Source organism: Streptomyces sp. NPDC031418 (assembly GCF_055581605.1).
In genome coordinates, this window is sequence record NZ_JBVIJC010000013.1 from 160,562 (window position 1) to 185,158 (window position 24,597).

21 protein-coding genes and 3 pseudogenes are annotated in these 24,597 nt (G+C 71.2%); 7 read left to right on the forward strand and 17 right to left on the reverse strand.

Annotation, left to right across the window (positions count from 1 at the left end):
- Window positions 1–38 precede the first annotated feature (38 nt).
- The 8 genes from ACZ5CZ_RS21250 to ACZ5CZ_RS21285 all read right to left on the reverse strand — a co-directional run bounded on the left by ACZ5CZ_RS21250 (window position 39) and on the right by ACZ5CZ_RS21285 (window position 11,090).
- Window positions 39–1,589 carry an acyl-CoA synthetase gene (locus ACZ5CZ_RS21250; RefSeq protein WP_468944920.1) on the reverse strand — a complete coding sequence of 517 codons (1,551 nt, stop codon included), beginning with the start codon at window positions 1,587–1,589 and terminating at the stop codon, window positions 39–41.
- 5 nt (window positions 1,590–1,594) lie between these two features.
- Window positions 1,595–2,698, reverse strand: coding sequence for an NAD(P)H-dependent flavin oxidoreductase (locus ACZ5CZ_RS21255; RefSeq protein ID WP_468944923.1), 1,104 nt, complete (start codon window positions 2,696–2,698; stop codon window positions 1,595–1,597).
- Between the two features lie 95 nt (window positions 2,699–2,793).
- Window positions 2,794–4,359 (reverse strand): phytoene desaturase family protein, encoded by a 1,566-nt coding sequence (locus ACZ5CZ_RS21260; RefSeq protein WP_385841151.1) that lies wholly within the window; start codon window positions 4,357–4,359, stop codon window positions 2,794–2,796.
- 110 nt (window positions 4,360–4,469) lie between these two features.
- The gene (locus ACZ5CZ_RS21265) at window positions 4,470–5,312 is read right to left on the reverse strand and encodes an oxygenase MpaB family protein (protein ID WP_468945079.1); all 843 of its coding nucleotides are present in this window, start codon (window positions 5,310–5,312) and stop codon (window positions 4,470–4,472) included.
- 94 nt (window positions 5,313–5,406) lie between these two features.
- The gene (locus ACZ5CZ_RS21270; RefSeq protein ID WP_468944927.1) at window positions 5,407–7,377 is read right to left on the reverse strand and encodes an acetoacetate--CoA ligase; all 1,971 of its coding nucleotides are present in this window, start codon (window positions 7,375–7,377) and stop codon (window positions 5,407–5,409) included.
- Window positions 7,374–8,954: a bifunctional 3-(3-hydroxy-phenyl)propionate/3-hydroxycinnamic acid hydroxylase MhpA gene (mhpA, locus tag ACZ5CZ_RS21275; RefSeq protein ID WP_468944930.1), complete on the reverse strand. Its 1,581-nt coding sequence runs from the start codon at window positions 8,952–8,954 to the stop codon at window positions 7,374–7,376. The genes ACZ5CZ_RS21270 and mhpA overlap by 4 nt, the downstream gene beginning before the upstream one ends.
- 19 nt (window positions 8,955–8,973) lie before the next feature.
- The gene (locus ACZ5CZ_RS21280; RefSeq protein ID WP_385841154.1) at window positions 8,974–9,912 is read right to left on the reverse strand and encodes a fumarylacetoacetate hydrolase family protein; all 939 of its coding nucleotides are present in this window, start codon (window positions 9,910–9,912) and stop codon (window positions 8,974–8,976) included.
- Between the two features lie 35 nt (window positions 9,913–9,947).
- Window positions 9,948–11,090 (reverse strand): VOC family protein, encoded by a 1,143-nt coding sequence (locus ACZ5CZ_RS21285; protein ID WP_385841155.1) that lies wholly within the window; start codon window positions 11,088–11,090, stop codon window positions 9,948–9,950.
- 134 nt (window positions 11,091–11,224) lie between these two features.
- Here ACZ5CZ_RS21285 and ACZ5CZ_RS21290 point away from each other — a divergent pair, with 134 nt between their 5' ends.
- Window positions 11,225–11,860 (forward strand): TetR/AcrR family transcriptional regulator, encoded by a 636-nt coding sequence (locus ACZ5CZ_RS21290; protein WP_468944934.1) that lies wholly within the window; start codon window positions 11,225–11,227, stop codon window positions 11,858–11,860.
- A 2-nt stretch (window positions 11,861–11,862) separates the two neighbouring features.
- Here the strand turns inward: ACZ5CZ_RS21290 and ACZ5CZ_RS21295 are convergent, their stop codons facing one another.
- Window positions 11,863–12,534 (reverse strand): LmeA family phospholipid-binding protein, encoded by a 672-nt coding sequence (locus tag ACZ5CZ_RS21295; protein ID WP_468944937.1) that lies wholly within the window; start codon window positions 12,532–12,534, stop codon window positions 11,863–11,865.
- A gap of 262 nt (window positions 12,535–12,796) precedes the next feature.
- Between ACZ5CZ_RS21295 and ACZ5CZ_RS21300 the strand changes: the two genes are divergently transcribed.
- A complete protein-coding gene (locus ACZ5CZ_RS21300) occupies window positions 12,797–14,398 on the forward strand; it encodes an MFS transporter (RefSeq protein ID WP_385841158.1) in 1,602 nt (533 codons plus the stop codon).
- 153 nt (window positions 14,399–14,551) lie between these two features.
- Here ACZ5CZ_RS21300 and ACZ5CZ_RS21305 read toward each other — a convergent pair whose 3' ends face one another.
- From ACZ5CZ_RS21305 to ACZ5CZ_RS21315, 3 genes are all read right to left on the reverse strand, one after another.
- The gene (locus ACZ5CZ_RS21305) at window positions 14,552–15,178 is read right to left on the reverse strand and encodes a TetR/AcrR family transcriptional regulator (protein ID WP_468944940.1); all 627 of its coding nucleotides are present in this window, start codon (window positions 15,176–15,178) and stop codon (window positions 14,552–14,554) included.
- Between the two features lie 102 nt (window positions 15,179–15,280).
- Entirely contained in the window at window positions 15,281–16,369 is a 1,089-nt protein-coding gene (locus ACZ5CZ_RS21310) for a catalase family protein (RefSeq protein WP_468944943.1), read from the reverse strand.
- A gap of 27 nt (window positions 16,370–16,396) precedes the next feature.
- Window positions 16,397–17,737: a Dyp-type peroxidase gene (locus ACZ5CZ_RS21315; protein WP_468944945.1), complete on the reverse strand. Its 1,341-nt coding sequence runs from the start codon at window positions 17,735–17,737 to the stop codon at window positions 16,397–16,399.
- A 196-nt stretch (window positions 17,738–17,933) separates the two neighbouring features.
- Between ACZ5CZ_RS21315 and ACZ5CZ_RS21320 the strand changes: the two genes are divergently transcribed.
- The gene (locus ACZ5CZ_RS21320; RefSeq protein ID WP_385841163.1) at window positions 17,934–18,659 is read left to right on the forward strand and encodes a response regulator; all 726 of its coding nucleotides are present in this window, start codon (window positions 17,934–17,936) and stop codon (window positions 18,657–18,659) included.
- Window positions 18,660–18,671: 12 nt separating this feature from the next.
- Here the strand turns inward: ACZ5CZ_RS21320 and ACZ5CZ_RS21325 are convergent, their stop codons facing one another.
- Window positions 18,672–18,794 (reverse strand): hypothetical protein, encoded by a 123-nt coding sequence (locus ACZ5CZ_RS21325; protein ID WP_468944948.1) that lies wholly within the window; start codon window positions 18,792–18,794, stop codon window positions 18,672–18,674.
- A 658-nt stretch (window positions 18,795–19,452) separates the two neighbouring features.
- Here ACZ5CZ_RS21325 and ACZ5CZ_RS21330 point away from each other — a divergent pair.
- From ACZ5CZ_RS21330 to ACZ5CZ_RS21340, 3 genes and pseudogenes are all read left to right on the forward strand, one after another.
- Window positions 19,453–19,743 (forward strand): DUF1918 domain-containing protein, encoded by a 291-nt coding sequence (locus ACZ5CZ_RS21330; protein ID WP_468944951.1) that lies wholly within the window; start codon window positions 19,453–19,455, stop codon window positions 19,741–19,743.
- Window positions 19,727–20,603: pseudogene (locus ACZ5CZ_RS21335) on the forward strand (universal stress protein). Before ACZ5CZ_RS21330 ends, ACZ5CZ_RS21335 begins: the two are co-directional and overlap by 17 nt.
- Before the next feature lie 30 nt (window positions 20,604–20,633).
- The gene (locus ACZ5CZ_RS21340; RefSeq protein ID WP_468944954.1) at window positions 20,634–21,623 is read left to right on the forward strand and encodes an Acg family FMN-binding oxidoreductase; all 990 of its coding nucleotides are present in this window, start codon (window positions 20,634–20,636) and stop codon (window positions 21,621–21,623) included.
- 392 nt (window positions 21,624–22,015) lie between these two features.
- Here ACZ5CZ_RS21340 and ACZ5CZ_RS21345 read toward each other — a convergent pair whose 3' ends face one another.
- Window positions 22,016–23,071: a DUF2599 domain-containing protein gene (locus tag ACZ5CZ_RS21345; protein ID WP_385841168.1), complete on the reverse strand. Its 1,056-nt coding sequence runs from the start codon at window positions 23,069–23,071 to the stop codon at window positions 22,016–22,018.
- A gap of 218 nt (window positions 23,072–23,289) precedes the next feature.
- A complete protein-coding gene (locus tag ACZ5CZ_RS21350) occupies window positions 23,290–23,601 on the reverse strand; it encodes a SpoIIE family protein phosphatase (RefSeq protein WP_468944957.1) in 312 nt (103 codons plus the stop codon).
- 14 nt (window positions 23,602–23,615) lie between these two features.
- Here ACZ5CZ_RS21350 and ACZ5CZ_RS21355 point away from each other — a divergent pair, with 14 nt between their 5' ends.
- Window positions 23,616–23,819 (forward strand): hypothetical protein, encoded by a 204-nt coding sequence (locus ACZ5CZ_RS21355; protein ID WP_468945082.1) that lies wholly within the window; start codon window positions 23,616–23,618, stop codon window positions 23,817–23,819.
- Between the two features lie 54 nt (window positions 23,820–23,873).
- On the opposite strand, the pseudogene ACZ5CZ_RS21360 reads toward ACZ5CZ_RS21355, so the two are convergent.
- Together ACZ5CZ_RS21360 and ACZ5CZ_RS21365 are read right to left on the reverse strand one after the other, a co-directional pair.
- Window positions 23,874–24,316 (reverse strand): annotated as a pseudogene (locus tag ACZ5CZ_RS21360) (universal stress protein).
- Window positions 24,317–24,477: 161 nt separating this feature from the next.
- Window positions 24,478–24,594: pseudogene (locus tag ACZ5CZ_RS21365) on the reverse strand (universal stress protein); the annotation flags it as partial.
- Window positions 24,595–24,597: the final 3 nt, after the last annotated feature.

Here is a 24,597-nt window from a genome sequence, read left to right on the forward strand (position 1 = left end):
TCAAGCACCCCGGCGGGCGGCTCTCGCCCCGGCGTCCGTCACACCTGGCGGGCGCGTCCCTCCCAGTAGGGGTCGCGCAGCCGCCGCTTGTACAGCTTGCCGTTGGGGTCGCGGGGCAGTTCGGCGACGAAGTCGACGCTGCGCGGCCGCTTGTAGCCGGCGAGCCGCTCGGCGCAGTGGTCGAGCAGGGCGGCGGCCAGGCCGGGGCCGGGGGTGTGGCCGGGGGCCGGTTCGACCACGGCCTTGACCTCCTCTCCCCAGTCGTCGTGCGGGATGCCGAAGGCGGCCGCGTCGGCGACCGCCGGGTGGGAGAGGAGGACGGACTCGATCTCGGCCGGGTAGATGTTCACCCCGCCGGAGATGATCATGTCGATCTTGCGGTCGCGGAGGAAGAGGTAGCCGTCCTCGTCCAGATAGCCGAGGTCGCCGACGGTGAAGAAGTCGCCGATGCGGTTGTTGCGGGTCTTGGTCCGGTCCTTGTGGTAGGAGAAGCCGCCGGTGGTCATCCTCATGTAGACGGTGCCGAGCCGGCCGGGCGGAAGCCGGTGGCCGTCGTCGTCGAAGACCGCGAGTTCGCTGATCGGCCAGGCCCTGCCGACCGTGCCCGGCTTCTTCAGCCAGTCCTCGGCGGTGGCGAAGGCGCCGCCGCCCTCGCTGGCCGCGTAGTACTCCTCCACGCACTGCCCCCACCAGTCGATCATGGCCCGTTTCACATGGTCCGGGCAGGGCGCGGCGCCGTGGATGGCGTGGCGCAGGGAGGAGACGTCGTAGCGGGCGCGCACGTCCTCGGGGAGGGCGAGCAGCCGGTGGAACTGGGTCGGCACCATATGGGTGTGGGTGCACCGGTGGGTGTCGATGAGCCGGAGCATCTCCTCGGGCGTCCACCTGTCCATCATCACCAGGCGGTGGCCGATGTGCAGCGAGGCACCGGCGAACTGGAGGACCGCCGTGTGGTAGAGCGGCGAGCAGACCAGGTGGACGTTGCCGTCGTACGGCTTGATGCCGAAGATGCCGAGGAAGCCGCCCAGATAGGCCTCTTCGGGGGCCTTGCCGGGCAGCGGGCGGCGGATGCCGCGCGGGCGTCCCGTCGTACCGGAGGTGTAGTTCATGACCCAGCCGAGCTCCCGGCCGACGGGTGCCGACTCCGGCTGTCCGTCCAGGAGTCGGCGGTACGGCCGGAAGCCGTCGGCCTCGCCGACCGCGTACCGGTGCCCGGCCGGGAGGCCCGCCTCGTCGGCGGCGGCGCGGGCCGCCGGGCCGTACCGCTCGTGGGCGATGAGCACCTTGGCGCCCGAGTCGGCGACGATCCAGGCGATCTCGGGGCCGGTCAGGTGGTGGTTGACGGGGACGAGGTAGAGGCCGGCCTGGGTAGCGGCGAGATAGGCGGTGAGGAACTCGGCGCCGTTGGGCAGGACGACGGCGAACGCGTCGCCGCGTTCCAGTCCGGCCGCGCGCAGTCCGTGGACGAGCCGGTTGGCGGCGGAGTGCAGCCGGCCGGCGGTCCACTCCTGCCCGTCGGGGGCGACGAGGACGGTGCGGCCGGGGTCCTGGGCGGCCTGGGCCCAGAATCCGGCGGGGGGCGTGGTCATGGCCGTCAGCTCCTTCCGGCGATGCGGTTGATGCGGTCCACGGCCCGTTCGAAGCCGCGGGTGAGGTCGTCCATGACGGCCTGGACGCTGCGTTCGCCGGTCATCCGGCCGACGATCTGCCCGACGGGCGTGCCGAGCAGCGGCTCGACCTCGTGCTTCTGGATGCGGGAGAGCGCCTCGGCCACCAGCAGGCCCTGGAGCGGCATGGGCAGGGTGCCGGGGCCGGCCGGGTCCTCCCAGGCGTCGGTCCACGCGGTGCGCAGCTGGCGTGCGGGCTTGCCGGTCAGCGCGCGGGAGCGGACGGTGTCCCCGGAGCCGGCGGCGAGCAGCTTGCGGGTCAGCGCGGTTGAGTGGAGGTCCGCTTCTGTGGTGGTCAGCCATATGGAGCCCAGCCACACACCTTGGGCGCCGAGGCTGAGGGCGGCCGCCACCTGCGGGCCGCTGCCGATGCCCCCGGCGGCCAGGACGGGCAGCGGGTCGACGGCCTCCACGATCTCGGGGGTGAGCACCATCGTGGCGATCTCGCCGGTGTGGCCGCCGGCCTCGTAGCCCTGGGCGACGACGATGTCGATGCCCGCCTCCTGGTGCTTGCGGGCGTGCCGGGCGCTGCCCGCGAGCGCGGCGACCGGGATGTCCCGGTCGTGGGCGCGGGCGACGACATCGGCGGGCGGGGAGCCGAGGGCGTTGGCGAGCAGCCTGATCGGATAGTCGAAGGCGACGTCGAGCTGGCTGCGGGCGACCTGTTCCATCCAGCCGGTGATGCGCCAGCCTGACGCCTCGCCCTCGGCCAGTTCGGGGACGCCGTGCCGGGCGAGGGTGTCGCGCACGAACTGCCGGTGCCGCTCCGGGATCATCGCCTCGACGTCGGCCTCGGTGACGCCATCGACCTTCTTGGCCGGCATGACCACGTCCAGCCCGTAGGGCCGGCCCCCGGCGTGCGCGTCGAGCCAGTCGAGATCGCGCTTGAGGTCGCCGGGGGCGGTGTAGCGGACCGCGCCGAGCACTCCGAAGCCGCCGGCCCGGCTGATGGCCGCGGCGACGGCGGGGAACGGCGTGAAGCCGAAGACGGCGTGCTCGACTCCCAGTTTCTTGCTCAGCTCCGTCTGCATGGGCGCAGGATGCCGCAGCCGTCCGGACGACGGAAGGCTTTTTCTGACGTATCGTCAGATTCCTTCGTCCGGACAGTGCAGCGGGCGCCGTCGCGTCACACGGCCGCCTCCAGCACCGCCATCGCCGCGTTGTGCCCCGGCACTCCGCTCACACCTCCCCCACGCACCGCGCCCGCGCCGCACAGCAGCACGTTGGCGTGCCGGGTCTCCACGCCCCAACGGCCGGTGCCCTCCTGGGCGTACGGCCAGGACAGGGCTCGGTGGAAGATGTTGCCGCCGGGCAGCCCGAGGTCCCGCTCGAGGTCGAGCGGGGTCTTCGCCTCGATGCAGGGGCGGCCGTCGGCGTCGGTGGCCAGGCAGTCGGCGAGCGGTTCGGCGAGATGGGCGTCGAGCTGGGCGAGGGTGGACTTCAGCAGGGCCTCGCGCGCGGCGTCGTTGTCCCGGTCGAAGAGCCGGGCCGGGGTGTGCAGGCCGAACAGGGTGAGCGTCTGGTAGCCGCGGGCGGCGAGGTCGGGGCCGAGGATGGTGGGGTCGGTCAGGGAGTGGCAGTAGATCTCCGAGGGCGGTGCGGCGGGGAGTTCACCGGCGGCGGCCTGGGTATGGGCGGTGGCGAGTTGCCGGTAGCCCTCGGCGATGTGGAAGGTGCCGGCGAAGGCCTCACGGGGGTCGGCGGCGGGGTCGCGGAGCGCGGGCAGCCGCTTCAGGAGCATGTTGACCTTGAGCTGGGCGCCCTCGGCGGGCTCCGGCGCCGGGTCCCCGGTGAGTGCGGCCAGGGCCTGCGGGGAGGCGCCCACCAGAACGTGCCGGGCGGCGGCGACGCCCTCGCCGTCGGCGGTGCGGTAGGTGACCTCGGCGCGCTGTCCGTCGGTGTCGATCCGTACGGCCTCGTGTCCGGTGGCGATGACCGCCCCGGCCGTACGGGCGGCCGCGGCGAGCGCGTCGGTGAGGGCGCCCATGCCGCCGACGGGCACGTCCCAGGCGCCGGTTCCGCCGCCGATGACGTGGTAGAGGAAGCAGCGGTTCTGGGCGAGGGAGGGGTCGTGGGCGTCGGCGAAGGTGCCGATGAGGGCGTCGGTGAGCACCACCCCGCGGACCAGGTCGTCCTCGAAGCGCTCCTCGACAGTGATGCCGATCGGCTCCTCGAACAGGGCCCGCCAGGCGGCCTCGTCGTCGATACGGCGGCGCAGCTCGTCGCGGGTGGGCAGGGGCTCGGTGAGGGTGGGGAAAACTCGCTGGGCGACGTGGCCGGTCATGCCGTAGAAGCGCTGCCATGCGGCGTACTCGCGCTCGCCGCCGGTGAGCCGGGCGAAGGCCTCCCGGGTGCGCCGCTCGCCACCGCCGACGAGCAGACCGGTGGGCCGCCCGTCGCGTACCGCCGGGGTGTACGACGAGATGGTGCGGGCGCGGACCCGGAAGTCCAGCCCGAGATCCCGCACGATCTTCCGGGGCAGCAGGCTGACCAGGTAGGAGTAGCGCGACAGGCGGGCGTCGACGCCGGCGAACGGGCGGGTGGAGACGGCGGCGCCGCCGGTGTGGTCCAGGCGTTCCAGGACCAGCACGGAGCGGCCGGCGCGGGCCAGGTAGGCGGCGGCGACCAGACCGTTGTGGCCGCCGCCGACGATGACGGTGTCGTAGGCGCGGGTTCCCTCGTGGGCAGGCATGGTTCTTCGTAACACGTGGTGATCGGCCGCGGCCAGAAGCGTGCGGCTTCCTGTCCCGGTGCCGGGGGCCGGTGCGGCATCGCCACCCCCTGACGGCCCAGTACGGCGGTCTATCGCCCGGCTTTGTACGGTGCGGGGCGGGCCTGCGGGCCGAGCCGCTCCATGGCCCGCAGGATGTGTTTGGGCGGGAGCTGCCAGCGCAGATGTGCCGGAATGCGGCGCAGCAGGCTCCCGGTGGTGCGCAGCCGGCGGGTGACGACGGCCGGCTCGGGGGCCGGTCTGCCGTACAGCTCATGGGCGTACGGCGGCAGAGCGGCGTACGCCAGCTGCGCCACGCGCCGCCACAGGACCTCGCGGGCCGGTACGAGGAGGGGGTGCGTCGGCGGGTGGAGCAGGAAGTCGTCCACCGCCCGGGCCTCGGATCCCGCGGCCAGTTCCGGGCGGGTCTTCTCGAAGTAGGCGGCCAGTTCCGCCCGGCTCGCCGGTACGGTCCGCGGGTCGAGCCCCACCAGGCGGGCGCTGACGCGGTGTTCGGCGATGTACCGGTCGGCCTGGGTGTCGGTGAGCGGGTAGCCGGAGCGGCGCAGCACGTGCAGATAGGAGTCGATCTCCGCGCAGTGCACCCACAGCAGCAGTGCGGGTTCGTCGACGCCGTACCGCTCTCCGGTGTCCGGGTCGGTCGCGCTCAGCATGCTGTGGATCTTCCGGACGCGGGCGCCTGCGCGTTCGGCGGCCTCGGTCGTGCCGTAGGTGGTCGTGCCGACGAAGTCGGCGGTGCGCATCAGCCGGCCCCAGGCGTCGCGGCGGAAGTCGGAGTTCTGGAACACGCCCCGGACGGCGCGCGGGTGCAGGGCCTGGAGGTAGAGCGCGCGGACGCCGGCGACCCACATCATCGGGTCGCCGTGCATCTGCCAGGTCACGGAGCGCGGTGTGAACAGCCCGGGGTCGCCCATGCCCGCGTCCTCCCCGGAGCGCCGCTGGATCATGCACCCGAGAGCGCTCCGCAGTCTCCTCATGGCCAATGACGCTGCTGCTGTGGGCGCACCGTCAGAACGAGTCGGACCCGCCCTTGCGGCGCTCGGCGCCCACCTGGACGTAGAAGCCGATGAGTTCCGGGTTGTCCACGGTGGCGGGGTTGACGACCTGCTCGACCGGGGCGCCCTGGAGCAGTCGCTTGACCGGGACCTCCAGCTTCTTGCCGGTGCGGGTGTGCGGGATGCCCGGCGCTTCGAGGATCTCGTCGGGGACGTGGCGGGGTGATGCGCCGGTTCGGATGGCGTCCTTGATCCGCTCCCGGAGGGTGCCGTCGAGTTCGACGCCCGCCGCCGGGACCACGAACAGCGGCATCCAGTAGCCGCCGTCGGGTTCCTCCGCGCCGATGACCAGGGCCTCGGCGATCTCGGGGAGACGTTCGACGATGTCGTGGATGTCGGCGCTGCCCAGCCGTACGCCGTTGCGGTTCAGCGTGGAGTCGGAGCGGCCGTGGACGATCACCGAGCCGTGCCCCGTGACCGTGATCCAGTCGCCGTGCCGCCACACACCGGGGTAGGAGCCGAAGTAGGCGTCGCGGTAGCGGGTGCCCTCCGGGTCGTTCCAGAAGTACAGCGGCATCGAGGGCATGGGGCGCGTGACGACCAGCTCGCCGACCCGGTCGATGACGGGGAAGCCCTCGGCGTCGTACGCCGCCAGCGCCACGCCCAGGTGCGGGGCCGACAACTCTCCGGCCCAGACGGGGGTGGTGGGCGCGCTGCCCGCGAAGCCGGACACGACGTCCGTGCCGCCGCTGATCGAGGCCAGCAGTACCCGGTCGCCGACGTGTTCCCGGACCCAGGGATAGGCGGAGGCCGGCAGCGCGGAGCCGGTGCAGCCGACCACCCGGATCGACGAGAGGTCGTGCACGGCGGGGTCGATGCCGAACTTGGCCATGCCCAGCAGGTACTGGGGGCTGGTGCCGAAGACGGTGACCCGGTGGCGGGCGGCCAGTTCCCACAGCGCGTCGGGCTTGGCGAAGGGGACGGGGCTGCCGTCGTAGGTGCAGGTGGTGGCGCCGGTGAGGAGGGTGGAGGCGACCAGGTTCCACATCATCCAGTGGGTGGTGGTGTACCAGAGGAGGCGGTCGCCGGGGCCCAGGTCCGAGTGGAGTCCCAGGGTTTTCAGGTGCTCCAGGAGCACGCCGCCGTGGCCGTGGACGATGCCCTTGGGCAGGCCGGTGGTGCCGGAGGAGAAGACGACCCACAGCGGGTGGTCGAACGGGACCGGCACACAGGCGAGTTCCTCGGTGCGGGTGGAGGCGTCCTCCCAGGGGACGACCGGCGACGGGTAGGCCTGCGGCGGCCAGGGCAGGCCCATGTGGCTCACCAGCACGGTCGCCTTCACCGTGGGGAGGGCATGGGCGAGTTCGAGGACGGCTTCGCGGCGGTCGTGGGTGGTTCCGTTGAAGAGGTAGCCGTCGGCGGCGACGAGGACGGTGGGTTCGAGCTGGGCGAAGCGGTCGGCGGCGGCCTGGGGGGCGTAGTCCTGGCCGCACACCGACCAGACGGCGCCCAGGCTCGCGGCGGCGAGGAACGTGACGATGGCGTGCGGGGTGTTGGGCAGATAGCCGACGACCCGGTCGCCCCTGCCGACGCCGAGGTCGCGCAGGGTGGCGGCCACGGATGCCACCAGGGCACGCAACCGGGCGCCGGTCACCTCGTACCCGGAGCCGGTCTCGTCGAGGGCGAGGATCGCCACCTCGTCGTCGGCCAGGTTGCGCAGGGCGTGGTGGGCGTAGTTGAGGGTGGCGCCGGGGAACCAGCGGGCGCCCGGCATCCGCTCCTCGGCCAGCACCTGCTCGTAGGGGGTGGCGGCGTCGATGTCGAAGTACTCCCACACCGCGCCCCAGAAGCCCTCCAGGTCGGTGACCGACCAGCGGTGCAGGGCGGCGTAGTCCTCCGGGTCCACGCCCTGGAGCCGGGCGAAGTCCGCGATGCGACTGGCGGCCGCCGTCTGCGGATCGGGGGCGAAGAAGGGCGTGCTCATCGCGTCGTACTCCTCAACAGGCTTTGCGGGGCCGTCCGTGGGGAAGGGACGGGGGTTCGTGTGGTGTGCAGCAGGGAGGCCCAGGCGGCGGTCGACGTGAAGTCGCGGCCGCCCGAGGGGACGACGTCCATCACGACGCGGTCGGGCCGCAGCAGGACGGCGTCCGCGCGTCCGGCGCGCAGCCAGCCGGCGAGGGTGCCGTCGTCGCCGAGGCCGGCCACCGGGACCGCGTGCACGCCGAGACCGTGCGCGAGCGCGGTCAGGGAGGGTCCGGGTTCGGTGGCGGTCAGCACGGCGAAGGAGTCGCCGAGCGCCTCGTCGAGACGGGTACGTCGTCCGCCGGCGCTCACCCACGGCTGGGGGCAGTGCGTGCCTGCCAGGCCCCGGCGGACCCCGCGCCGCACCAGGGGCCCGGCGGTGAGGGGCGGGCTGAGGTCGCGGCCGGCCAGCTCGGCCAGGCCGGGTATGCGGCAGGCGGCGGCCAGCGCCCTGCGGCGGATCGCGGCGGCGCCGTCCTGGCCGCCGGTCATGGCCCAGCCCATGGCGACCGCGACGCGGACCACATGGAGTGCGTGTGGCTTGCGTTCGCTCTCGTAGGTGTCCAACAGCCGTTCGTCGCCGCCCTGTTGGAGGACGCGGGCGAGTTTCCAGGTGAGGTTGTAGGCGTCCCGCAGTCCCGAGCACAGGCCCTGCCCGACGAACGGCGGGGTGAGGTGGGCGGCGTCGCCGAGCAGGAAGACGCGTCCGTGGCGCCAGCGGTCGGCGACGCGGGCCCGGAAGGTGTACTGTGTCTCTCGGACGACCTCGAAGTCCCCGTCGTACGTGGGCGGCAGCCACGGGGCGATCAGCTCACGGACCGTCTCTTGTCCTTCCCCGAGCCGGAACTCCCAGCGGTAGCGGTTGTCGCTCACGCGCATGAAGGTGGCCGGCCGGACCGGGTCGCAGATCTGGTCGACGCCTTCCCAGCAGCGGACGGGGCCCGTCGTGTCGACGTCGATGACCTTCCAGCGTTCCTCGAAGCGCAGGTCCTCCCAGGCGCCGCCGATGGCTTCGCGGGTGAGGCTGTTGGCGCCGTCGCAGCCGAGGACCGCGTCGGCCCACAGTTCGTGCTCGCCGGTGTCGTCGCGGTAGGTGACACGGACGGGGCCGGTGGAGTCCGGGCCGACGCCGGTGACCTCCACGCCATCGCGCAGTGCGCACTCGGGGCGCCGGGCCAGGGCGTTCCGCAGTACGCGCTCCAGCTCGGGCTGGTCGAACATGCTGGTCTGCGGGTAGCCGTGCCGGCCGTGCTCGGTGCGCCGGAACTCGGCCATCACCCGGTGCCGGGCGTCCAGCAGCCGCAGCCCCTTCGCCGGCCGGGCGATCGCGGCGAACTGCTCACCGACGCCTGCCGCTTGGAGGATCCGGTGGATCTCGTCGTCGGCTGCGACGGCGCGGGGAAGCGGGTAGACGTCCTGGTGGCGTTCGAGGACGACACTGCGGACTCCGCGCCGGGCCAGGAGCAGGGCGGCGGTCACGCCCACCGGCCCGGCCCCGACGATCACGACGGGCACACGGGCGGCTTCATCGACGGTCATGTGCGGCTCACCTCGGGGTTTAGTTCGCGGCCGCGACGGGCGTGCGCTGCTCGCCGAGGTCGATGCGGCCGTCGGGGGTCGCGATCGTCGCCGTGATCATGTCGCCCGGGTGCAGGTAGTGCGGGTTCTTGGCCTGGCTCTTGAAGAAGGCCTTCCACTTCACCGCCGGGGGCAGCAGCGCGCCGATCTTCTCGACGGCCTTCGGCGGCGCCTTCAGGGCCGTGCCGCCGGGAGTACCGGTGAGCAGCAGGTCGCCGGCGTCCAGGGTCTGGAAGCGGGCCAGCAGGGTGAGCGCCTGCGCCGGGCGGACGATCATGTCGGCGAGGGTGCGGTCCTGGCGCAGCTCGCCGTTGACGCTCAACTTCAGCCGCAGGTCGAGGAGATGAGCGAAGTCCTCCGGCTCCAGCAACGCCAGGTACGGACCGGTCGGCGTGAAGGTGGGGTACGACTTGCTCTCGTAGAACTGGGTCTTGGTCAGCTGCACCTCACGGGCGCTGACGTCGTTGGTGATCACCAGTCCGGCGACGTACGACGGCAGGTCCCGCTCCTCCACGACGGTGCCGACGGGCAGGGGCGCGCCCATGACGAGGCCCAGCTCGATCTCGTAGTCGAGGAATTTCACGTGTGACGGCCGGACGACGGTGTCACCGGGGCCGCCGACGGAGCCGGACGCCTTGCGGAAGAAGGCGGGCGGGATGTCGCCCTTGAAACCCGAATCGCGGGCGTGGCTGCGGTAGTTGACCATCTGGGCGACCACCCGGCAGGGCGTGGTGACCGGTGAGAGCGCCACCAGGTCGGCGACAGGCGTGCCCGGTTCGCCGGAGGCGGCGGCCTCGCGGACGGCCGGCCGGTCGGCCAGCAGTTCTGCCGTGGTCACGGCCTTGGTCTCGACGGGGACGGCTCGGTCGCCTCGGACGACCCACCAGCCGTCGGCGGTGCGCAGGACATTGGTGCTCATGTCAGTGCCTTTGTGAGGGATTCGCGTGCGGGGGTTCAGGATGTGGCGGCCTTGAGCAGGCCGAACAGTCGTGCCGGGTCCATTTCGTTGTCGCCGCGCAGGGCCTCGATGACATCGCGGACCCGCTGCGGGGAGGGGTTCGCGCCGAGGAAGTCGCGGGTGGCCGGCGGGCCCCACTGAGCGAGGCCGCTGGTGGACATCGGCGCCCAGCCGGGCTCGACGTCGCTGGAGAACAGGTCGCCGTCGGCGAAGTGCTCCAGCATGAAGCGGTCGGGGTCGCGCCAGTAGTCGAAGAGCTGGCTGCCCTGGATGTGCCGGCCGATGCCCCAACTGCGCTTGTAGCCGCGCTCCTTGAGGTATTCACCGCCGGTGGCGATGGAGTCGAGGTCGGTGACCTGGTAGGCGGAGTGGATGTATCCCGTGCCCGGCCCCAGGTGCATCGCGAGGGTGTGGTGGTCGGCGGGCACACCGCCCAGGTCGCAGCGGATGAACGCCATCGTCGGGCCGCGATCGCGCTGTCCGTCCAGGAACAGGAAGTCGGACACGATCATGCCGAGCGTGTCCAGGTACCAGTCCAGGGCCCGGCCGAACACCCGTGTCTCCAGCACCACATGGCCGAGCCGCTGGATGCGGGACGGCTCGCGCGGCGGCCGCTGGGGGGCGTTGGTACGACGGTGCTCCGTGCCGAAGTTGAGGAGCAGCGGCTGCTGTTCCGGCAGTGCGGGGAGCTGTTCGCCACAGTGCACGACCCGGACCGGGAAGCCCGACGGGTCGAGCAGATCGACCACCTTGCCGCCGCCGGGCACGTCGGAGTCCCGTACGGACGATCCGGTGGCGCGGGCCAGCCGGTCCAGGTCGGCCCGCTCGGCGGCGCGGAACGCCGGGCCGATGAAGCGGGACGTACGGCCGCGTCGGATCACCATGCAGGGCGAGCCCGCGAAGGTACCCCGCAGCCACAGCTCGCGCTCGGTACGGGCGGCGACGGAGAAGCCGAAGTCGCGGGCGAAGACCTCCGCCCGGTCCAGGTCGGGCTTCTCGAACTCCAGCCAGGCCAGGTCCGCCACCTTGATCACGGGGTTCCGGGAGCGGCCGGGGTGTTCGCCGCGCCGGGCGCCCTGCTCGCTGTGGAGGTCCTGGTGGGCCGTGATGACGTCCCCCTTGACGTGCATGTCAGACATGGTGCCCTCCGAGCAACATTGCCGTAATGAGGAAATCATCAACTGTGACAGTTCCGTCGTCAAGAAGTTCGCCGCAGGAAATGATGAATTCATCAGGACTGCGATCCCCTCGGGGCAACCGTTAGACTCCACGCATGTCCACGTCAGCCCCGCCCAGCAACCGGTTCGAGCGGCGTCGCGCGGAGACCCGTGGGGCTCTCGTGCGAGCGGCCCGGCAGATACTCGCCGAGAGCGGTGACACCACCGCGAGCATCCAGGCGATCGCCGAGCGCGCGGACGTGGGCTTCGGCTCCTTCTACAACCACTTCGACTCCAAGGCGGAGCTGTTCGAGACGGCGGTGGTCGACGCCCTCGAGGAGTTCGGGCAGGCCTTCGACGAGCGTCTGACGGGCATCGACGACCCGGCGGAGCACGTCGCGGCCGGCTTCCGGCTCAGCGCCCGCATGGCCGCCTCCCACCCGGAGCTGATGCAGGTCGTGCGCCGCCGCGGCCTCGGGCACATCCACTCGGACAACGGACTGACCCGACGCGCCCTGCGTGATCTCCAGGTCGGCATCGCCTCCGGCCGCTTCACCACTTCCGACCCCGTGGTCGCGCTGACCGCCCTGGGCGGAACCCTGCTGTCCCTGGTGGAGCTGCGGTTCACCCGCCCCGAGGCGGACGGCGACGAGGCCGCGGTCAACCTCGCCGAGATGGTCCTGCGGATGCTGGGCCTGCCCGCGGACGAAGCGCACGAGGTCGCCCGGCGCCCCTTGCCCGATGCCACCTGACCTCACGCGGACGACGCGTCCGGGCGGAAGGTGACCGAGCGGCCCGTGAAGCGGGCGTCGATTCCGTCCTCGCCGGTGGTGACCGAGCGCAGACGGAGCCCTTCGGGCACGATATGTAGCGGAACGGGCTCGTCCAGGGCCCTGTCGAGGAGTGACTTCAGCGGCGGGGGCGGCTCACCCTGCTCCGCGCGTACGTCCGTGAAGGCGATGCGGTTGCCGCCGGCCGCCGAGACGGCCGCGCTCACGGTCACGTCGCCGACGAGCGGCAGACTCGCGGTCGCGTCGACCCGGCCGGACTCGTCCCCTTGTGACACCTGCACGCCGAGCGCGTTCGACACGTCCGCGTACGACAGGAACGCAGTCGCTGTGACGCCGTCCGCGTGAGCCTCGTCGGCGCTCCCCGAGGTCTTCAGCCCGTCCATCCCCACCGTCAGCTTCGTCACCGGGAGCGGCCGGGTGGTGCCGCGGGCCGGAATGTCGTGGGCGGTCAGGTCGACATGGTCCAGGCTGCCCGCAGCCAGTTGGTTCAGTACGGGAAAGCCCCTGACGTGCACCGACGGCCGATCGGCGGTTCCCATGCCGTCCTGGAACGCCTGGGCCGTACGGCTCTCCGCACGAGCCGCGGCGATCCGGTCGACCGAGACTCCGCCGACCAGCAGGGCCACGAGGGACACAGCGGCGATGATCGTGCGCCGCCTGGTCCGAGCCGGGGCGCTCACATCCGAGGCGGCTGTCACGGGTGCGTGGATCATGTCGGACCTCCGGTTGACGGGGCAGGGCAACTCGATAGTTGCACACCGATGAGCAATAAACTAGTCTGCACATCGATGGGCAATTAACTGGCCCCCGACGCCGGGTCCTCTTGGCCCGCGCGCACCGATCCCCTTGATTCCGTCCCCGAAGCCTCCGCTTCACCTCCTGCCGAGGAGCCTGACCATGCCGCTCTTTGCGAAGACGCCCGTCGAGAAGATGACGGAGCCCTACCACCGGCGCTGGTGGGCCCTGCTGGTCCTGTGCCTGAGCCTGCTGATCGTCGTCATGGCGAACACGTCACTGATCGTGGCCGCCCCCGACATGACGAAGGACCTGGGGCTGAGCAGCAGTGACCTTCAGTGGGTCATTGACGGCTACACCGTCCCCTACGCCGCGCTGATGCTCGTGCTGGGCGCGATCGGCGACAAGTACAGTCGCCGCGGTGCCCTCGTCCTCGGCCTGCTGATCTTCGCCGGCGGTTCGGTGATGGGCGGCCTGGTCGACGAGACGAACCTCGTCATCGCCGCCCGCGCGATCATGGGCGTCGGTGCCGCCGTCGTCATGCCGGCCACACTGTCGCTGCTGGTCGCGATGTTCCCGCGCGCCGAGCGCGCCAGGGCGATCACCGCCTGGTCCGCGACCTCCGGTCTCGCCATCGCCGCCGGCCCGCTGGCCGCCGGCTGGCTGCTGGAGAACCACGCCTGGGGCTCCACCTTCCTGATGAACGTCCCCCTCGCCGTCCTCGGCGTCATCGGCGCGCTGCTGCTCGTGCCGCCGTCGAAGGCGGAGAACATGGGCCGGATCGACTACGGCGGCGGTCTGCTGTCGATCGTGTCGGTCGGCTGCCTGGTCTACGCGACCATCGAGGGCCCGCACTTCGGCTGGGGCGTCGGCCCGATCACCGCGGCCGTCGTCGCCGGCGTGGGCCTGCTGGCCTTCGTCGCCTGGGAGTTGAAGCACCCCAACCCCATGCTGGACGTGCGCAAGTTCACCGAGCGTCCCTTCAGCGGCGCGATGCTCGCGGTGCTGTTCTTCTTCTTCGGGACCTTCGGCTCGATCTACTACTCCACCCAGTTCCTCCAGTTCGTCCTCGGCTACAACGCCCTGGAGACCGGCATCCGCCTGCTGCCGCTGGCCGGGTCCGTGTTCGTCGGTGCCGCGGTCACCGGCAGGCTGGCTCCGAAGCTCGGCGTGAAGCTGGTGGTCGGCACCGGCATGGTGATCGGCACCGTGGGCGTCTTCCTGCTCAGCCGGATCGACTCCGGCTCCGCCTACACCGACTTCGTGGCCCCGCTGCTGCTGCTCGGCTTCGCCATCGGGCTGAGCCTGTCCCCGGCCACCGACACCATCATGGGCTCCTTCCCCGAGTCGGAGCTGGGCGTCGGGGGCGGCGCCAACGACACCGCCCTGGAACTCGGCGCCTCGCTGGGCATCGCCATCCTCGGTTCGCTGCTCGCCACGTCCTACAAGGACAAGCTGACCGACCTGGTCGGCGGCCACCTCCCGGCCGCCGCCATGGACACCGCCAAGGACTCCGTCGGCGGCGGCATCGCGGTCGCCGAACAGGTCGCCAAGAACCCCCGGGGCGGCGCCGAACAGGCCCAGACTCTGCTCGGCGCGGTGCACGAGTCCTTCGCCCACGCCATCGCCCACACCAGCATCATCGGCGGCATCATCATGGCCGCCGGAACCCTGATCGTCGTCGCCGTCCTGCCCGGCCGCAAGCACGGTGAGGAAGATGCGGCACCGGCTGCTGAGGAGCAGACCGAGACCGTGGGCGCCTGAGCCCCGTACGCCGGAGGCCGGAACCCCGATTCCGGCCTCCTCCATCCCCAGGACGGGCCGTGCCGTGAGCGGCGCACGGCCCCGGGACGGTGCCGGGAGGGGACACCCGGCACCGTCCCCCCTCTTTTTGTCAGGGATTGTGCAGGGGCGGTCTCACCCCTCGGCGGCGGCCACCTCGTCGACGACGATCTGCGCCCGCTTCTCCGGCACACCGGCCGCGATGAGCAGGGTGACGGCCACCCGGGTGCCGTCGTCCTCCAGCGCCCCGGTGTTGACCTGTTCCAGCAGGGCGATCGTCATCGCCTCCAGACCGGCGCCCAGCACCGGGGCCGGCAGCTGGGTATGGAAGAGGCCGTCCCGTTGTCCCTGCTCCACGATGGCCGTGACCCTGACCCGGGCGGGCTCCAGGATCCCGGCGACACGGTCCATGCCGAGGTCCCTTCGGGCCAGCGCCAGGAGCATCCGGTAGCGGTCGCCCACGGGCCAGAGCGCCAACGTGGAGTGGGCGAGCGCCCGGTCGGCCGGTTCCGTCACCCCCGCGCCGTCCGCGACGGCGGCCTGGAGCGCCTCGGTGGCCTCCTCGGCCAGCGCGTCCAGCAGCGCCGCCCGCCCGGGGAAGTGCCCGAACAGTGTGCGCCGTACGACACCGGCGGCGCGGGCGAGTTCCTCCAGGGTGATGTCGGGGTTCCGCCCGAGCTCCTGGCGGGCGGTGGCCAGGATGCGGGCCCGGTTGGACCGTGCGTTGCGTCGCTGGGGCACACGGCCGACGGGCTGGGACACGAAAGGAACCTCGAAGAAGACAGAGCGGAGAACGGTCTTCTCCATTCTGGCACGCGAGTCCCGGCCGACCCGCGGCCGCATCCGGGGTCGGTCGGGACCTGGTCAGGCGGGCAGCTCCTTGATGTCGGACGGCTCCTGCGGCTCGATGCCGTTGAAGCGGTGCCGGAAGTCACTGGAGGCGGGGTACGCGGCCCGGCGGGAGCGCATGATCGAGCCCAGTGGGCGGTGGGCCTCCAGGGCGTGCCAGGGGCTGAAGGAGAGGACGTCGTCGGCATAGCGGCGGCGGGCGTCGCTGTAGGCGTCCTGGGCGGGCAGATGCAGCACGGCCACGGTCTGGTGCGGTGACAGTTCCTCGGGCCACAGGACCGAGGCGTCCTCCACCGGCATCCGCTCGATGTCCGTGCACAGCTGGGCGCGGAGGTCGTACTCGGCGCTGTTGTGTGCGAAGAAGTCGACGACGAGGTCGCGCAGAGCCGACTCGCCGGCCTTCTTGTCGACGTGGACGCCGGTGAGGGCCCTGACGTTCGCCGAGCGGGGTGCGGCGGACATCTTCGCCACATGGTCGCCGTAGCGCAGCGCGGCCATGGAGTGGAAGGTCTCGCCGAGGATGTGGTCGTTGGCCGCGGCCAGGGTCTCGACGGCGGGCGGAAGCGGACGTCCGACGCGCGTGAGGGCCTTGGCGGCCACGCGGGCGGCCGCGCCGGTGAGCTGGAGCTGCTGGTCGCTCTGGCCGGGCTGTTTCTCCAGGATGCCCTGGAGTTTGGCGTACTCGGCGATGTTGCCGAAGGGCAGGGTGGGGTGGTTGACGAGGAGGAGGTCCTGGGTGGTGAAGCCGTCGTCGAGGGCCCGGGGCCCGGGGGCGCCGATCACCTTCATCGCGAGGCCGCGCTGGACGGGCACCTGGTCGGAGCGCAGGTCGCCGGGGGCGGAGGAGAAGCGGACGATCACCGGGTAGACGGCCGGTTCCGCGAAGAGGCCCTGGGCGAGGTGGGCGGGCAGGTCGGACTGGACGCGCAGCTCACCGGCGAGGACACCGTGGCTCTTGGCGTGGGCGTCGCGCAGGCCGTGGCGGTGTTTGTCGGCGACCTGCTGGTTGGCCTTGCCCATGGCCGCGACGACCTGGCGGACGAGTTCGTCCTCGTCCGGAAAGGGCTGTTCGAGGTCGGGGCTGTAGCGGACGTACGAGGTCATGGGGCGTGTCTCCGCGTGGGGTGGGGGTCAGGTGCTGCCGAGCCAGCGGATGGCGGACAGGCTGGGCATGAAGAAGTACTCGCCGCCGAGGAGCGTGTTGAAGGACTGGATGTTCTGCACCCGGCGCGGCGGGGTCCCGGGCACGGTGAAGTAGGCGCCCTTGTCCTGGAGCGAGATCATCGGGTCCTTCTCCTTGCCCAGGCCCATGAAGTTACCGGAGCCGGCCCATTCGCTCTGGAGGAACTCGACGTTGTCGATGGCGCGGGCGCCGAGGGCGATGAAGTCCAGGCCGCGCGGCCGGCCGTCGTCCTTGAGGCGGTCCGGGGGGAGCGGAGTGCCGTAGGAGGTGCCGCGCCGGATGATGCGGCGGATGTTGACGTCGGTGAGGGCCGTGAGCTTGGTGTCGCGCGGGTTCATCCGGCGGATGTGGGAGCCGAGCGGGGTGCGCAGTCCGCGCGGGTCGGCGGAGTAGTCGAAGTCGTTGATCCGGTTCGGGTCTGCGCCGATGGCGGGGGTGTCGCGGTCGGGCGAGAGGGCGAGGGGTGCGCCGCTGCGCCAGCGGCCGACCAACTTGGCGGCCAGCAGCTCGCGTTCGGCCTCGGTGGAGGCGTTGTCGTGCAGCCACTTGTTGAAGGCCGCGACGTGGGAGTGGTACTTGCGGAAGACGACGTACGTGCCGTTGCGGCCCAGGACGTCCGGAGCCGGTACGGGCAGCGGCACACCGGTCTCGCTCGGGTAGCCGAGGACGAACTCCCCGGCCCTGATGGGGCGTCCGTCGCCGGGCAGCGGTTCGGCGCCGCTGCCCTCGACCACCGGCTGGCTGAAGCCGTCCCGGTAGCCGAAGACGTTGAACCCGTCGGCCGCGAAGTCCTGGTGCGACAGCAGCCGGACGCCCGGCACCTCGCCCAGTTCCTTTTCGTAGGCGGCGACTTCGGCCCGCCAGTCGTCCTCGCTCGCGGCAAACACCGTGACGGCGACATGCACCCGCGGCGTGCCGAAGGGGAACTCCCAGCGGTTCGGCGCGTTCACGCCGGTGTCCCGCAGCCGCTCGGCGCGGGCGGCCATCCCGGCGCGGAAGTTGGCCGGGAAGGAGGCCAGTGAGGTCTCCGGCAGCCCCAGTGCGACCAGTCCCTGGTAGCTGAGGGCGAGGGCCAGCCAGGACGGCTGCGGTTCGTCCCAGCGTGCCGCCGAGGTCACCCGCGGCGCCAGTCGGCGCAGCAGTTCCCTGCCCGCGGCCGGTTCGGTGATCTCCAGGATCGCGTGGGTGCCGAAGTAGGGCTCGGGCCGGGCCCGCAGCACGGTCGCCTGGATGTCGTCGAGGTCCAGGGTGGGCGGGCGGCGCAGCCGCCGGAACAGCGGGGACGGCATGGCGTGCCGGGAACCCAGCACCAGCAGTTCGGCGAAGCCCGCCGACCTCGCGCGTGACAGCCGGTCGCAGTAGCCGGAGGGTTACCGCCGCAGGGTGACTGGGGCCGGACGGCCCTGGTGCGATGGGCACCGTCAGGTGATGATCGGCATCGAGGACATTCGGCAGCGTGCCATCGCTCGCGGAATCGAGGTCTCCATGGCCGAGACACGCACCTTCACCGAGCAGGATCCGATCCGCGTGTTCCTGCTCGACGACCACGAGGTGGTACGACGTGGGCTGGCCGACCTCCTGGAGGCCGAACCGGACATCTCCGTGGTCGGCGACGCGGACACCGCCGAACACGCACTCACCCGGGGCCCCGCTCTGCGACCGCACGTCGCCGTGCTCGACGTCCGCCTGCCCGACGGCGACGGCATCACGGTGGGCCGCCTGCTGCGCGACCGGATGCCGGAACTGGCGTGCCTGATGCTGACGTCCTTCGACGACGAGGACGCCCTGCTGGACGCCATCATGGCCGGGGCGTCCGGATACGTGCTGAAGCAGATCAAGGGCTCCGACCTCGTGTCGGCGGTGCGCACCGTCGCTTCGGGCCAGTCGATGCTGGACCCGGCCACGACCGCCCGCCTCATGCACTCCCTGCGTGCGGACCCGACCGCGGTTCCGTCTCTGCCCCCTGAACTGGCCGGCCTCTCGCCCCGAGAACGCGACATTCTCGCACTGATCGGCGAGGGTCTGACCAACCGCGAGATCGGCAAGAAGCTGTATCTGTCCGAGAAGACCGTCAAGAACCACATCTCACGGCTGCTGGCCACACTGGGCGTGCAGCGCCGCGTCCAGGCGGCGGTCCTCGCCTCCCACGTGGACCAGCACGGATCCGGCCCGCACGACTCGCACGAAGTCGAGGATCATCCTTTCCGCTGAGAGCGGCCGGGATCAGGCGGCGGTGGGCAGGTTCTTCACCTCGACCACGTCGGAGATCTCCTCGACCTCCGCCACCAGCCGGGCCAGTGTCGCCGAGGGCATCCGGCCGGTCAGCTCCACGATGCCGTCGTGCACGGCACCTCGACGTTTCCCGGTCACCCGGTGGGCCGGTGGGCCGGTGGGCACGAAGGTGGGTGTGGCTGCGAGGCCCCTTAACCGGACGCCGCCTACAAGCTCGTCGGGTACGCCGGCCACCCCGGGATGAAACCGTCCTCGGCGAAACTCACGGCCCCGGGCCGCAAGCAGGTCTTCCGCCGCGCCGGACGACCCGACGTGATCGCCCTGGCCGGGGAAGAGCCACCGCATTCCGCTCAGCCACTGTTGCACATGGTCGTGGGCGGTGGGCGGCAGACATGGCCGCCGGACCACGGGCGGGATGCCCGCAAGCGATTCCTCGAGGACCTCGCCGCTCTTCCCGGCCCGGCACTCCGGATCAAAGACCCCGAGCCGGTCCCGCCGATATGGTCCGAGGCTCTTGTGCGGCTCACCGCCTCGGTGCGCGCTGACTTCGAAGCGCGACTGCCCCCGGAGCAGTGCGTCGTCCCCTCGGACACGCCGGCTTCCCGCTCCTTACCACTCTCGGCGCACACACACTGACCGTCCCCGCGCAAGCAGAGGGTCGACAGGGCCGCCACGGGGACCAATGGCCCCTGTCAGGCCGACAGCCCCGAAGACTTCCATGGAATTGGTGGCGGCATTCCCTCCGCGCTACAGCAGGGAGGAGGCGAGGGCGATGTCCGCTCCCGCACCACTGAGGAAGAGCAATCAGGCCGTACCGACCACCGGCATCGAGGCAGCAGGCGCCTCGATGCGTGCCCGTGTGGGCGACGAGATCGCCGTACGGGGGACCACGGCCGGAGTCATCGCACGTGACGGCGAGATCGTCGGCCTCCAGCACCCGGACGGCAGACCGCCCTACGGCGTGCGCTGGGCCGACAGCGGACCGGTGGCCCTGTACGTCCCAGGACCTGATGCCTGCATCCGCCATCCGGTGACCGGAGACGGCCATGTCCGGGCCCGTTGACCACCGGCCGGTCGTGGTGGGTCCCGATCCTGATCCCGGCCATCGGATGGCGCTGGCCTGGGCGGCAGACGAAGCCGCCCGTCGGCGGTTGCCGTTGCGCCTGGTCCATGTGGAGGGCATGCCCACCCGGGGCTACCGCGGGCGGGAAGTCCCACCGTCGTGGGAGGAGTGGAACGAGGCGCTGCACAAAGGCGGCCAGCAGGTGCTGGAGGAGGCCGCGGTCTTCGTCGAGACCCGGCACCCACAGTTCGAGGTGGGGTCTCTGCTCGCGGAGGGCGACCCCGTGCGGGTGCTGCGCGAGCAGAGTCGCGGCGCCGCCGCCGTAGTGCTGGGATCTCGGCACCTGAGCCGCAGGCAGGAGGTGTTCGGCTCGCACTCGGTGGCCCTGCCGGTCATGGCCGATACTCGATGTCCCGTGGTGGTCGTTCCCGAGCCGGAACACATCACCCAGGAGCCGGCTTACTTTGTCGTCGGCGTCGACGGCAGCGAACACTCCGCTCCGCGGTCGACGTGGCGTTCGAGGAGGCGGCCCTGCGCGGCGCCGAGCTGCGGGCCCTGCTCGTCTGGGAGCCCGGACCGCTCCGGATCTTCGATGAGCGCGAGCCGCAGCAGGAGTGCCGCCGCTTGCTCTCCGAGATCGCGGCAGGCCGCCATGCCCGCTTCCCCGAGGTCGACTGCGTCACGAAGTGGTCCGCGGGCATCCCGTCAAAGTCCTCACCGATGCCTCGGCGCATGCACTGGGTCTCGTGGTGGGAACCCGGGGCCGTGGAGGTTTCACCGGCATGTTGCTGGGCTCGGTCAGCCAAGGCGTGTTGCGCCACGCCGCCTGCCCTGTCATCGCCGTCCCGGCACCGGGGTGAAACCCAGGTCCGGCACAAAGGGAAGCCGTCATGACTGCAGAACCCCTCGACGTGAACACCGTCACCGCACTCGTGTCGGACGCCGCCGCAGCGCCCTCCCTGCACAACGCACAGCCCTGGACCTTCCGCTACCTGCCGGACATCGGCGTGCTCCGCCTGTACGCCGACCTGGAACGCACCATGCCGCGGACCGACCCCGCCAATCGGGGCCTGCACATCGGTTGCGGTGCCGCGCTGCTGAACCTGCGCGTGGCAGCCGCGGCGGCGGGCCTGGCGCCGCTGGTCCGCCTGCTGCCCGACTCGGCCTACCCCGACTTCCTCGCCGAAGTACATCTGTGCGGCACCGAACCACCCGACGGAGCGCTCGCCCGGCTGGGCCCCGCGATCCGGCGCCGCCACTCCAGTCGGCTGCCCTTCCGGGACGAGGAGATCCCAGCCGATGTGCGGGAGGGGCTGTCCGAAGCGGCCCGCGGCGAGGGGGCCCAGCTGTTGTTCCCCGGCGCATGGCATGCGCAGTCGATCCTGGAACTGGTGCGGGACGCAGAAGACAGAGAGGCGCGCGCGCCGGACGTGCGTGAGGAAACGGCGCGCTGGACGCACACAGAACTGCCCCATGCCGCTGGGGTGGCCGACGGTATCCCGGGCGAGGCGTTCGGTCCTCGGCAGCGCGGCACCTCGGTTCCTGTGCGTGACTTCGGCGTCGGTCGTCCGATGCCCGGCCGTGGCTGGGCGCCCTTCGAGAAGAACCCGAACATCGCCCTGCTGGGCACGGCCCGCGACGGGCCCGTGGACTGGCTCGTGGCCGGTCAGGCACTGGAACGGGTGCTGCTTCAGGCCACCGCGGACGACCTCGTCGCCTCGGTCACCTCGCAGCCCCTGGAATGGCCTGAGATCCGGTGGGCCGTCCGCGACCCCGTCTCGTCCATGGCACACGTCCAGATGGTGATCAGGCTCGGCTACGGCCCCGAAGGCCCCGCGAGCCCACGTCGGCCGGTGGCCGATCTGCTCGAAATTCTCTGAACAGCCCCATCAGAGGGCATCGGGCACCGAGGAGTGGTCGCATGAAGGGGGCGAGGCCGCGCCGTCGACCATCTCGCAACGGGCCCCAGTTGACGATCGATCTGCCAGCGGGCGCTCTCGCGGACGGGGTGCGGACGGTGAGCCATGACCCCCAGCATGTCAAAGTGTTTGTTTCTGAAGGGGAGCCGCTGACCTGCCGGGGTTGTGCGGTTTGCCTGTTTCGGGGAAGTCGAGGTGTGTGAGCACTGTGTGCGCGCTTGCATGGGGGACCCCGGCCGCTGCCGATAGGGATGAGGCTGCCGGATGCGGCCGGGGAATCAGTGGTCATCTACGTCACCGCAGGTCATAGCGGTGGCGGCTCGTTCAGGCGGCTTCTGCGGAGCGAAAACGCCCTACTGGGGGAAGTCGGGGCCCCAGTTGCACTTGGACTGGAGCATCTTCAAGTTGTCCATGCCGATGTCCGGGCGCCACACCTCAAGGTCCCAGGTCGGGCCGCCGAAGTGTTCCGCCGAGTTCTTGGCGTAGGAGTACTTCGCGTGGCAGTACAGCTGCTCGTACACCGAATTGGTCTCGGTCTGCGTCGCGTTGGGAAAGTAGATCGGGTCCAGGTTGGACCAGGTCTGCTTCCACAGCCCGCTCATGTCATCCACCGCACTGTCGACGAGGGGGTTGACCGTCTTGTACGCGGCGTTGGTGGGAGTGATGTCGACGGTGCGGGCGCGCTGGTCTCCCAGGTTGACGTACACCTCTGTCTTCACGACCCACCTTGAGTTGACGGCGGCTCCGTAACCGATGCACGCGTTGCCGCAAGAGTCGAAGGCGGCCGGAGCGGAACCCTGGCCGGGACTGTAGAGCAGGTAGCGGCTGTGCTCGAAGTCCTGGCGCACACCGGCGTTGGCGTCCTCCGGGCCACCGATCTTGGTGCCGGGGTACTCGTCGCTGGTGGGGTAGCCGAAGAAGCCGCCTTCGTAACCCTGCTTGCCCCAGTACCAGCCGATCAGTCCCCAGACGGGGTGTGCCCCGGTGGAGGGACTCCAGTAGATGGAACCGCGCTGGAACTGCTGACGCACACCCCGGCCGTCGGGGTTTTTGATCTCATCGGTCAGGGGGTAGCCAAGGTTGCCGCCCTCCCAGCCGTATTGGCCCCACTTGTCGCCGATGACGCCCCACACGGTGTGGGCGCCGCTGTCGGGGCTCCAGTAGATGGAACCGTGCTCGAAGACCTGACGGCGTCCCACACCGTCGGGAACAGCGAGTTCGTCACTGGTGGGGCAGCCCAGGGCGCCCTGCATGCCGGGAGTCTGCGTGTACTGGGTCCAGATCGCGCCGTCGACCGAGTGAGTGCCGCAGAAAACCTGCGCGGAGGCCGGGACGGCCTGGACGCCCAGCAGCACGAGACAGCTCGTAGCGAGCAGGATGATGAGGCGCACGCCTCTTGCTCTGATCATGCCTGGAAGTCTCTCCTGTGGGGTTCCTGTGGCACAGGGAAGAAAGAGCCAGAATTCGGGCCTCACTTGGGAAAAGGCACACGATGCACCCACCCCGGGGACGGATCTCGGCGACGCTCTGGCAGGCATGGCTCACCCCTTCTTTGCAAGCCTCTGATGGGGAGCGGGCAGAACTGCCAAACCCACATGGTCAACCGCCGCTTGCACACCTGCAACTGTCAGAGCCGGATGTCGACCAGAGCGATGTCGCCGCGGGCGCCGGCCAGGCCGAGGCGGGCCAGCACGGCATCGGCCAGGGCCTCCGGGGCGAGGGTGGCGCAGTGGCCGAGGGCATCGGGGGTGTCGCCGAGCGCGTAGGACACGTCCGCCTGAGGGCGGGGGACGTGCTGGTTGCGGGCGCCCAGAGGTGGGTCGGTGGCCCGGTCCAGCAGTTCACAGCCCGCGTCCGGGTGCACCAGGATCGGCGGGGGGTGACCCGCGCTGCTGCAGAGGATCAGGCGGCTGCGGGGATCCACCATCGCCTTGACCACGGTCGTGTTCCAGCCTGAATCCGCGGAAAGGGGCCCGGGCTGCCCGGGTGGCCGAGCATCCCTTCGACTCCACGCGCAAGCTCATGAGCACCGTGCACCACGACGGCGTCTTCTTCGCCTGTGTCGAAGGCGCACCGCTCGAACTGCTCGCCCGCTGTGACGCCATGGACCGGGGTGGCACGAGAACACCACGGACACGGTGGCGCTCCTGCGGCTGAGCAAGGAGATTCACGCGGCGCTCCAGTGAACCGGCTGCACACCCTGGCCTCGGATCACCGCTTCTGTGAGCGCACGATCACAACCGGGCAGCTCGCATGCTGGGACACGTGCTGGCTGACGGAGCCGAGCAGGGCACGCGCGAACCCGCCCCTGCCGCGGCTGCCCACCACCAGGGCCTGGGCTCCTTCGGCGGCCCGCAGCAGGACCTCGGCGGGGTTGCCGTGCACCACACGGGTCCGGACAGAGCCCACGGCCTCCTCGCCCAGCACGTCGGTCAGCTCCTGGCTCATCCTCTCCGGGTCTCCTCCTCGTCGACGTCCATGTCCACCGCGGGCCCCGACCAGCCGTACAGGCCCGGCAGCTCCCACACCGCGACCGCTTCCACGGTGCCGCCGACCAGCCCGGCGTAGCGCACGGCCCAGCGCAGGGCCTCGTACGAGGACTGCGCCCCGTCGACCCCGACCACGACCCGTGGCTCCGAGACATCCGTGTCCACGCGTCCCACCTCTGCTCACGTGTCCGTGCCCACCGGCCGGTCCGCCCCCTGCTCTCCACACTGCGGGACCCGTCGCCACCCCGCCGACGATGGGCATCCGGCCGCATGGCGGACAGCAGGGGCGACGGTGCTGTCAGCGCTCGAACATGCCTTGGAGCGCCTCACTGCCGTCCGGGCACAACCGCGACAGGGCACTGTGCTTGGTGGAGGAGTGCATGGCTCACGCGGCCGAGCTGGAATCCGAGGTGCCCCGTTCTGCGCCGTGCTCCGACGACCATGGG